Source organism: Streptomyces sp. MZ04 (assembly GCF_004684775.1).
Lineage (GTDB): Bacteria > Actinomycetota > Actinomycetes > Streptomycetales > Streptomycetaceae > Streptomyces.
The window spans coordinates 1-9228 of the sequence record NZ_SRIC01000308.1; the positions used below are offsets into that span (position 1 = coordinate 1).

The 9228-nt window shown below is 68.8% G+C and carries 8 protein-coding genes; 5 read left to right on the forward strand and 3 right to left on the reverse strand.

Annotated features, from left to right (window positions below):
- On the reverse strand, window positions 1-1028 hold a 1028-nt coding region (locus E2651_RS36970), incomplete at its 3' end, for a PAS domain-containing protein (protein WP_135335646.1).
- Window positions 1029-1343: 315 nt separating this feature from the next.
- Here E2651_RS36970 and E2651_RS36975 point away from each other — a divergent pair.
- Together E2651_RS36975 and E2651_RS36980 are read left to right on the forward strand one after the other, a co-directional pair.
- Window positions 1344-2078, forward strand: a complete 735-nt coding sequence (locus E2651_RS36975; RefSeq protein ID WP_135335647.1) for a DUF899 domain-containing protein — start codon at window positions 1344-1346, stop codon at window positions 2076-2078.
- Between the two features lie 90 nt (window positions 2079-2168).
- Window positions 2169-3305: a PQQ-dependent sugar dehydrogenase gene (locus E2651_RS36980; RefSeq protein ID WP_135335648.1), complete on the forward strand. Its 1137-nt coding sequence runs from the start codon at window positions 2169-2171 to the stop codon at window positions 3303-3305.
- A gap of 95 nt (window positions 3306-3400) precedes the next feature.
- On the opposite strand, the gene E2651_RS36985 is transcribed toward E2651_RS36980, so the two are convergent.
- Window positions 3401-4087, reverse strand: a complete 687-nt coding sequence (locus E2651_RS36985; RefSeq protein WP_245239456.1) for a DNA-binding response regulator — start codon at window positions 4085-4087, stop codon at window positions 3401-3403.
- Window positions 4088-4148: 61 nt separating this feature from the next.
- On the opposite strand from E2651_RS36985, the gene E2651_RS36990 reads away from it, so the two are divergent.
- A complete protein-coding gene (locus E2651_RS36990) occupies window positions 4149-5078 on the forward strand; it encodes an oxidoreductase (protein WP_135335650.1) in 930 nt (309 codons plus the stop codon).
- 12 nt (window positions 5079-5090) lie between these two features.
- Here E2651_RS36990 and E2651_RS36995 read toward each other — a convergent pair whose 3' ends face one another.
- Window positions 5091-6590 (reverse strand): hypothetical protein, encoded by a 1500-nt coding sequence (locus tag E2651_RS36995; protein ID WP_135335651.1) that lies wholly within the window; start codon window positions 6588-6590, stop codon window positions 5091-5093.
- A 202-nt stretch (window positions 6591-6792) separates the two neighbouring features.
- Here E2651_RS36995 and E2651_RS37000 point away from each other — a divergent pair, with 202 nt between their 5' ends.
- Both E2651_RS37000 and E2651_RS37005 read left to right on the forward strand, forming a co-directional pair.
- The gene (locus tag E2651_RS37000) at window positions 6793-8331 is read left to right on the forward strand and encodes an ROK family protein (RefSeq protein WP_135335652.1); all 1539 of its coding nucleotides are present in this window, start codon (window positions 6793-6795) and stop codon (window positions 8329-8331) included.
- A 102-nt stretch (window positions 8332-8433) separates the two neighbouring features.
- On the forward strand, window positions 8434-9039 hold the full coding sequence (locus E2651_RS37005; protein WP_135335653.1) for a hypothetical protein: 606 nt from the start codon (window positions 8434-8436) through the stop codon (window positions 9037-9039).
- Window positions 9040-9228 lie beyond the last annotated feature (189 nt).

A 9228-nucleotide genomic window follows, 5' to 3' on the forward strand; every position in this document is an offset into this window, starting at 1 on the left:
GGGTGGTTCGCGGGGGGAGGCGGAGGCGGCTGCTGTCCCGGCTTCTCCGGGTCGGCATCCTCGGCCGAGCAGCGGGCGACTCGCACCAGAGACATCGCCGCCGAGCCGCTGGTGGCCGGCACCTCGCCCTCCAGTACGCCCCTCGCGAGGTCGACCGTGACCGTGCCCGCGAACTCCGGTACCGCCACCTCGGTGATCTTCTCGGCGGTGACCGTCACGTCGAGGGCGGTACCGACTCCGCGCCCCGCCTCGACGAGCAGGGCGAGCCGCCGCTGGGCCTTGTAGCGATCGGTGATGTCGAAGGCGTCCTCGCACACCCCGAAGACGTGTCCGTCGGCGTCCTGGAGCCGGTAGTAGGCGCAGGACCAGAGGTGGTCGGTCTCCGGGTCACTGGGCGGCTTGCCCTGGAAGTGCAGGTCCAGAAATGGTTCTCCGGTGTCCAGTACGTGCCGCATGACCGCGTCGAGCGTGGGCGGATGCCCTCGGGTGACGAATTCTCCGTCGAAGTACAGCTCATCGGCCCGAGAGCCACGGAACTCGGCGAACGGTCGCCCCATCTCCTGTTCGTAAGCCGCGTTGCACCAGGTCAGGCGGAGGTCGGTGTCGTAGATGGCCAGGCCTACGGGTGACTGGGTGGCCAGCCCGTGCAGCAGGGCCTGCCGGGATTCCCACAGCCGGAGGTCCGGCAGCTCCGTGGCGACCAGGACGCGCCCCGTCGTGCCGGCGCCCGCCAGGGGACACACCGCGGTGGCGACGATCAGCTCACGCCCGTCCCGGTGCCGGGCGACGCGGATCTCGTTTCCCCGGAACCCGGGAGGGGGCGGGGGAGCAGTGCCTGGCGGGCCGGGTGACAGGAAAGTGGCCAGGGGCAGGCCGACGATCTCCTGCGACCGGTAGCCGAGGAGCAGCTCCGCCGCGGGGCTCCATCCGATGACCGTGTCCTGCGCGTCGACGAGCGCCGTCGCCGCCCTGGTGACGTCGAGGGGGCCACGAAAGTCGGCACTCTGCTCCGCGTTCCATGCAGTCATGACGCCACACCAGCCCCGTTCATCCCCTACAGAATCCGCCCTCCCAGGGTCGGGCACAACCGCGGTACGCCCACCCGCTGACGCTCGCCGTCCGAGAGCGCGTCCGTGAACTTGCCGGTCCGACGTGGTCCGTGCAGGCTCGACGGAGGGTGCCCCCTGCCGCGATGCGTTCCGGCCGGGCCGCGAGTCTGTTCCGGTGACGGTCGCTGGTGACCGTCGTGTTCTGGTGACGGTCGCTTGGACCGTCGTGTTCTGGTGACGGTCGCATGGACCGTCGTACGACGCTGCCCGGCACGAGACACCACGGAGGACACCATGACGACCGCACCGGACGACCCGACCGCCGCGCTGCCCGGCCGTCCGCCCGTCGTCGACCTGGCCACCTGGCAGAGCCTCCGTGACGAGCTTCTGGTCCGCGAGAAGGCCCACACCCGTGAGGGTGACGCCCTCGCCGCGGCCCGCCGCCGGCTGCCGATGGTGGAGTTCGACGGGACGGTCGAGGTCGTCGGACCCGACGGCCCGGTCCCGTTCCTGGACCTGTTCGAGGGCCGCGACGAACTCGTGGTCTACCAGCACATGTGGTACGACGGCGCGCCGCACCAGGGACAGTGCGAGGGCTGCACCACCACGGCCTGGCACCTGAAGGACGCCGTCTACCTCAACGCCCGCGGCGTCTCGTTCGCCATCCTGACCACGGGCCGCTGGGACGAGGTGGCCGCGTACGTCGAGTTCATGGGCTACACCCAGCCCTGGTACTCGGTGCGCGACGTGGACGCACCGGTCGGCGGAGACATGGGTTACCTCACGTGCTTCCTGCGCGACGGCGACCGCGTGTTCCTCACCTACTCCACGACGGGCCGCGGCAACGAGCGGGTCAACGGGTCCCTCGGCCTGCTGGACATGACGCCCTACGGCCGCGGCGAGGCGTGGGAGGACAACCCCGAAGGCCGGCCCGAGGGGCGCGAGCCGTGCTGGTCCTGGCGTTCGGACGCGGACGGGAACGCCACCTGGGGCCCGACCAGTCGCCCCGTGCCGCAGGTCAACGCTTGATGTGGTATTGGTCTATACCAGCCACGCCTGTCCCAGTATCCTCATCCGTGGCCAGTAGCACCCCATCCCCCCACCCAGGTGAGGATCACGGTGAAAGTTCGCACGAGAAGCTCGGCGATCATTGGCACCATCTCTCTCGTCGCTTGCCTCGCTTTGACGACGGCGTCCGCCGACGAACCCACCGTTCAGCGCCAGGCCGCGAAGGTCACGCTCAAAAGTGTGGCCACGGCGAAGAATCCATCCGCCGGAGCCGCCGGTCCCGGTGGCACCGTCTGGATAGCCGAACGCGCAGGCACCGTAAGGGTCTTAGGTGATCAGGGGTTAGGCGCGCCCGTCCTCGACATCTCCAAAGAGACCACCACCGACGGCGAACGCGGCCTGCTCGGCGTCGCGTTCGACAACGAGTTCGCGCACTTCTACATCTCGTTCACGAACCTCGAAGGCGCCAGCACCGTGGACGAGTTCGCCGTACGGCACGGCAAGATCCGGCCGAACACGCGGCGCACCGTCCTCACCCAGCCACAGCCGTACGCGAACCACAACGGCGGCGACATCAAGTTCGGCCCCGACGGCTACCTCTACATCGCGTTGGGCGACGGCGGCTCGGGCGGCGACCCGCACGGCAACGGGCAGAATCTCGGCACGCTGCTCGGCAAACTGCTGCGGATCGACCCCGGCGGCGGCGAACCGTACGCGATCCCGCCGGACAACCCGTTCGTGGACGACCCGAACGCGAAGGACGAGATCTGGTCCTATGGGCTGCGCAACCCGTGGCGGTTCTCCTTCGACTCGGGCACGGGCGACCTGCTGATCGGCGACGTCGGCCAGAGCGCCTGGGAGGAGATCGACTGGGCCCCCGCGAACAGCAAGGGCGGTGAGAACTACGGCTGGTCCCAGATGGAGGGCAACCATCCCTTCAGGGACGGCACCGAGCCCGCGAACCACGTGCCGCCGGTCCACGAGTACGACCGCACCGGTCTCGGTTGCTCGGTGACCGGCGGATACGTCTACCGCGGCAAAGCGATCCCGGACCTCAAGGGCCAGTACGTGTTCAGCGACTACTGCGACGGCACCGTCCGTGCCCTGCAGATCGAGAACGGCAAGGTCACCGGCGTACACGATCTCGGCGTCAACGGCGGCGAGGTCATCTCGTTCGTGCAGGGCGGCAAGGGCGAGTTGTACGTGCTCGACATCGGCGGCAGCGTCTCCCGCATCGACCGGGCGTGACGACAACTGCCCCCTCGTGACGACAACTGCCCCCTGCGAATCCAACCGGAGGAGCGTGCCGGCCGGCCTGGCTCATCAGGCCGGTCAGGCGCCGGTCAGCCGCCGGTGAGGCCGAGGCGGCTCGCGTGCACGCCTGCCTGGAATCGTGAGTCGGCCTCCAGCTCGGTCATCAACTGGGCGACCCGTCTGCGGTACGTCCGCAGGGACATGCCGACACGGCGCGCGCCCACCGCGTCGGTGAGGCCGGCCGCGAGTGCCCGCAGCACGGCGAGCGATTCGGCGTCCAGACCCTTGGTCCCGCGCCGCAGGTAGTCGGCAAGGGGCACGCCCGCGTCCCACGTGGCACGCATCAGCGTGTGAACGCCCTCGACGAGGGCCGGTGCCGTGGTGATCGTGAACTCGCGGCCGCGCGCGCCACGTCGGCCCGCCAGGATCACCACCCGGCGGTCGATGATGATCGTCTCGTGCGGCAGTGCCGCGGCACGGACGCGCACCTGCCCGCCGGCGGCCGCGACCTCGAACAGGTGCAGCCGCTGCTCCTCGTCGGCCACCACGGCGGGCGTGTAGAGCTTGCGCACGACGACTCCGCCGGCCGCCCCGGTTCGCAGGCGGTGAGCGATCGCGGCTCTGTCCCCGCGCCGGGACCAGGTGTGCAGGTCGGTGGCCGCGCAGAAGAACTCTCGCGTCGTCTCGCCGAACAACTGAGCCGTACGCGCGGCCAGTTCCCTCTCGCCGTGCACGGTCAGCGTGGTCTTGTCGGTCACCCCGCCAGTCTCGCTCACGAACATGGCAACTCATTGCCAACCGGCGTACCGACCCCACTTCGCGGTCGAAGGTGGGGACATGACCACACAGACAACGGCCGCCGCGAGCGGCCGGTTCACGCTCGGCGGCGACCTCCGCGTCAACCGCCTCGGCTTCGGCGCGATGCGACTGGCCGCGAACGCTCTGACCGGGCCCGCACGCGACCCGGAGACCGGCATCAAGGTGCTGCGGCAGGCGGTCGACGCGGGCGTCGACCACATCGACACGGCGGGCTTCTACGCCCGCGGCGATGTCCGCGCCAACGACCTGATCCGCACAGCACTTTCGCCCTACGCGGCCGACCTGCTGATCGCCACCAAGGTCGGCCCACTGCCCGGACCGGACGGAATTCCCACGGGCCAGGCCGGCCCGGAGCAGCTGCGCGGGCTGCTGACCGAGGACCTGCGCGCCCTGGGACTCGACCGGTTCGGCCTCGTCTACCTGCGGGTCGGCGGCACAGACGGGCCGGGCGGCGAGAGCGTGGCCGAACGGTTCGCGGCCCTGGCCGAACTGCGCGAGGAGGGACTGATCCGCCACCTGGGGATCAGCAACGTAGATGTGGCGCAACTCGACGAGGCGCTGGGCGTCGCGCCGGTCGTCGCGGTGCAGAACCAGTACCACGTGCATCGCCACGATGACGCCGCCGTGCTCGCGCGCTGCGCCGAACACGGCATCGCCTACGTGCCGTTCTTTCCCCTCGGCGGCGGCCACGACCCGATCGACCACGCCCGCCTCGCACAAGTCGCCCGTCGGTACGACGCGACGACCGCGCAGGTGGCCCTCGCCTGGCTGCTCGCGACCGCACCGAACATGCTGGCCATCCCCGGCACCGGCTCACCCGCGCACCTCGCCGAGAACATCGCCGCGGCCGGGCTGCGCCTGGACGCCGCCGACCTCGCCGAACTGACTCCGGCCACTGCGGCGTTCACGAAGCGGAGTGCGGTCAGGACTGCGGCGCAGGGGACTTGACAGGGAAACCGATCAGCCCTCCGGGCCGCACCGCACGGTCGGCAGCGGTGCCGGCTCGCCTGGGTCGGAGGCGGGCGGTTTCCCGTGTTCGTCGCAGACGACCCGGGCTGTCTCCTCGGCCGTGGCCGAGCGGCAGAACTGGGCCGGCGCCTTGGCGTGCTTCGTCGGCCGGGGAAGGGCAGGGCCGACCACGACACAGTTGTAGGCGCCGTCCGCCACGAAGTCCGGCCGCGCGCGCATCCCCTCCTCTACGGCCAGGCTGTTGGAGATGACGACCCACGCGCCCAGCTGTTCGACACAGTGCTCCGCGGCCTCGAGTGCCCAGCGTTTGACCTGCTGGCTGATCGGCGAGCCGAACAGCGGCACGAAGATGTGCGAGACACCGAACGCCTGGCACTTGCCCAGCCAAGCGGCGTTCTGCTTGATGTCCTCGCAGATGAGGATCGCGATGCGGCCGAGGAAGGTCTCCAGGACGGCGACCTGGTTCCCTTTGGAGATGTACTCGGCCGCCGGTTCGTGTTGGGGCCGGACCGGCAGCTGCCATTCCTCCGCCTGGCCCTCGCCCAGGGTGAAGCCGGCCATCTTGTCCTGCCACAGCAGCACCTGCGCGGTCTCGCGGTCGAACAGGATGGCCCGGTTCGGCGGCGCCTGCTCCGGTTCCGTGGGTCCGATCGGTCCGGTGCCGGGAAGGATCCACTGGAGGCGGCTTGCCGCGGGCGGGTCCCTGCGCAGGAGGCCTTCCCAGTGCTCGAGCAGGTCGCTCGAGAGCGTACATTCCGGCAGCACACCTATCTGGGCGCCGGAGTTCTCCAGATTCTGGAGCACCTTTTCGATCCGTGGGCGGAGCCGGTCGTCGTCCGGCGCGATGCGGTAAAGGCCGATATTGTCGCCGTCCGGTAATTCGAACTTCAGATCGAAGTAGCTCTCCAGTACGGGCGCGGCCCCAATGGAAATCGCTTGCTTTCGCGCGCAACCCCGTGGTTCGAGGTGCAGGATACCGCTGTGCCAGATTCCCTCACGGGTTGCCGGGGTGACTCGGTGCACGGAGAAGAAATCAGGTTTTCCGGTGTGTTCGGCCATAACTTTGCCCGGTCGGGTGTAACGGGGCAGCAGGAGGCCGGTCCGATCCGTGTTGTTGTTGAGGCTGTTGGTGTTCTGGTAGCGCCGCGCGAGCCAGCACATCGTCGATTCGCCGGTGGTTCCGGGATAGATCCCGGCGTTTTCGAAGGCGCGGTCAAGGCCCATGAGTACGGCGAACATTCCCTGATCGCCGTATTCGCGGATGAGGTCGCGCACCAGGTCGATGCCGGCGCGTCCGTCTCTGCGCACCTCCTTGCAGACCAGTTCCGCCCGCTGTTTCACCCTGATGTCATCGAACCACTTGTTCGCGGTGCGGTCACTGAATGGCCAGTTCGGAAGCGCGTCGTACAGGACGACGAAGAGGTCTGCCGGATCGACCGGTAATTCGATCTCGTCGACCGAATGATCGGGATCGCGCGGCTCTTTATTCATGACTCCCCCCGAAGCATGAGTGCGTGACTGAGATGTTAACGGCATGTCTTATCTATGCGTATCACCTTGTGGCAAAAAGCTGTAACAGAAAGGGTTCGATGAACATGTACGACCGATCAAGAATCATCACTTGACGCTCGTTTGACATCGCCCCATCCTGGGGTAGCACCTCTATGGCCATCGGAACGAAGGGGCGAGTGACATGAGTGAAACACCGGGACCCAAGGGTGACCGTTTAAGCGAAGTGCAGGCCGCACTCGAGGAGATGCAAACGGAGCAGATAATTCCGCCACAGCAATTCAGTTCATTGGCCATGCTGGTCACCGACGCGTCGTTGACCGCCGACGAACCGGCGATCCAGGCCGCACACGACGGACTCCGCAGGCTGTACGGGCATCATGTGCGGGCCGATCGGGACCAGGCGGAACGCGCCGAGCAACGGGGACACCTCCTCGGGCTGCTCGACATGACGACCTGGGCACTGCGCCGCCTGCCCTCGGCGCTGCAACTGAACTTCGCCCCTCAGGGACACCCCGTCAGCTTTCTCCTGGAGGTGGCCAAAGAGCAGGGTCTGAGCAACGAGCAGCTCGCCGGCCGGCTCAGGGTGGACGCCACGGAGATCAGCCGGATCGGCCGGAGGCTGACGGCAGCCGGCCTGGTGGGGAAGAGCCGAAAGTGGCGCCACAACGCGTGGAACCTTACGCCGCGCGGTACTCAATATCTGGAGAGCGCAGGTCTGGTCCCGCCCGGGCCTGTGGGCATCGACTACTGCGTGGGCGTCAAGGTCCGTCCGGAGTCACGGACGGGCGTGGTGACCGACGCGAGCGGAGAGGTGCACACCAGGCTGCACATAGAAGCGCGGTTCGACGGCAGCCAGGAGAAGCTGATCGAGGGACTCGCGCGTTTCGTTCAAGACTTGCTCGACAAGGTGCCGGCCGCGGCTGAGGCGTCCAAGTCGGGGCGGACGGGCCTCGGCGTGGAGATCGGCGGCCATGTGGCGACGGACAGTGGGGACGTCGTCAAGGCGCCCAACTACGCCGATGACGCCTCGTGGTCCGGTCTGTCGCTCGGGGAACTCCTGCGGGAGGCGACGGGGCTGCCCACGGTCGTGGAGAATGACGCCAATGCCATGGCGCAGCTGGCCCTCGCGGTCGGTGACGCGGACGGCAGCAGTGACTTCGCCGCGGTCGTGCTCGACAAGGGGATCGGCGCGGGGCTGATGGTCGACGGTGAGCTCCTTCACGGGGCTTCAGGGGCCGCGGGGGAGATCGGGCACGTCGTGGTCGAGAACTACCAGGGCCACGAGTGCAGTTGCGGGAACAAGGGCTGCCTGGAGAGCGTCGCGGGCAGCGACGCCATCGCGCGGCGGGTCCAGGAGATGACCGGGGATCCGGTGCCGGATCTGGCCCGGGCGCTCGCCCTGCTCGCCAGCGACGACCGCGGCAAGCTCGTCGAGGATGCCCTGATGGAGGCCGGCTGGGCGCTGGGCCGAGGCCTCGCGGACCTGCTCAACCTGGCGAACCCTGACCGCGTGGTGCTCTATGGTCCCGAGCCGCTGGTGTCGGATGACCACGAGAGGTTCCCGGCGGCCAAAATCTTCATGACGGCGGTGCGCCGGACATGTATCGAGCACGCGTTCTCCACTGCTCGCGATGTCGTGATCGTGACGCGGCCCTACGAGGACGAACTCGGTGCCCGTGCCGCTGCCGCGGTCGCCTGGAACCGGCTCGACCAGGACTAGGGCAGCGCCGTGACAGACGAGGAGCCGACGCGGCCGGAGGAGCCATCCGCGGGGCAGGCACCGCGGATGGCTGTGGGCACGAGGTTCGCGACAACGTGGGACGTGATCGTTCTTGTCGCCGTCCTGCTGCTGCTCGCCGCCGTGTCCGCGACCGTATTGCTACAGGCGTGGCCGCAGCCCGCGTCCCCGGGCGGGAACACCGAGAGGGTGAGCCGGACGCGGATACTGATCTGGAATCCGAGGCTGGCGCGGGACACCCGGCTCTTCCTGGTCGTGTTCTCCATCGGCGGTCTCGGCTCCCTGATCCACGTTCTGCGCTCGGCCTACGAGTACGTAGGCAACAGGCGTCTGCGACGGAGCTGGTTCCTGATGTACCTGTTGGAGCCGCTCGTGGGCGCGTCGCTGGCCCTCGTCGTCTACTGCGTCCTGCGCGGCGGGCTCACCACGAGCGTGGCCTCGTCCGGCGACATCAACCCCTATGGAGTGGCCTCCGTGGCCGCGCTCGTCGGGATGTTCTCCCGGCAGACCGTCGACAAGCTGAGCGTCGTGTTCAACACCCTGCTGACACCACCACGGGAGAGCACCGACCAACTGGTCGGCCCCGCCGCGGCACCGCCCGCGGCTCCGGTTCCCGGCACTGGACAAGCGGGCAGCGCCGGGCAGCCCGACGCTGCCGGCGGTTCGTCGGACGCCCGCAGCGAGGGCTGAGCCCGGCTTCGCGCCGAGCACGTCGGCCCCGACGGCGCGGCGCCGGAGCCAAGTCGTCTACGACGCCGACGGTTTGATGGTGCGGCGGTACGTCCTGTCCAGCGAGACCCGGCCGCCCGAATCGAGGCTGATGTGTTCCAGGGGCGCATAGCGGTGGCGGATGCCGAGTGGGGGGCGGTACTCCGGGGG

Excerpts from the sequence above, each read along its gene's own strand:
- E2651_RS36975 (WP_135335647.1), top strand. The coding sequence starts at position 1,344 with ATGACGACCGCACCGGACGACCCGACCGCCGCGCTGCCCGGCCGTCCG.
- E2651_RS36990 (WP_135335650.1), top strand. The coding sequence starts at position 4,149 with ATGACCACACAGACAACGGCCGCCGCGAGCGGCCGGTTCACGCTCGGC.
- E2651_RS37000 (WP_135335652.1), top strand. The coding sequence starts at position 6,793 with ATGAGTGAAACACCGGGACCCAAGGGTGACCGTTTAAGCGAAGTGCAG.
- E2651_RS36995 (WP_135335651.1), bottom strand. The coding sequence starts at position 6,590 with ATGAATAAAGAGCCGCGCGATCCCGATCATTCGGTCGACGAGATCGAA.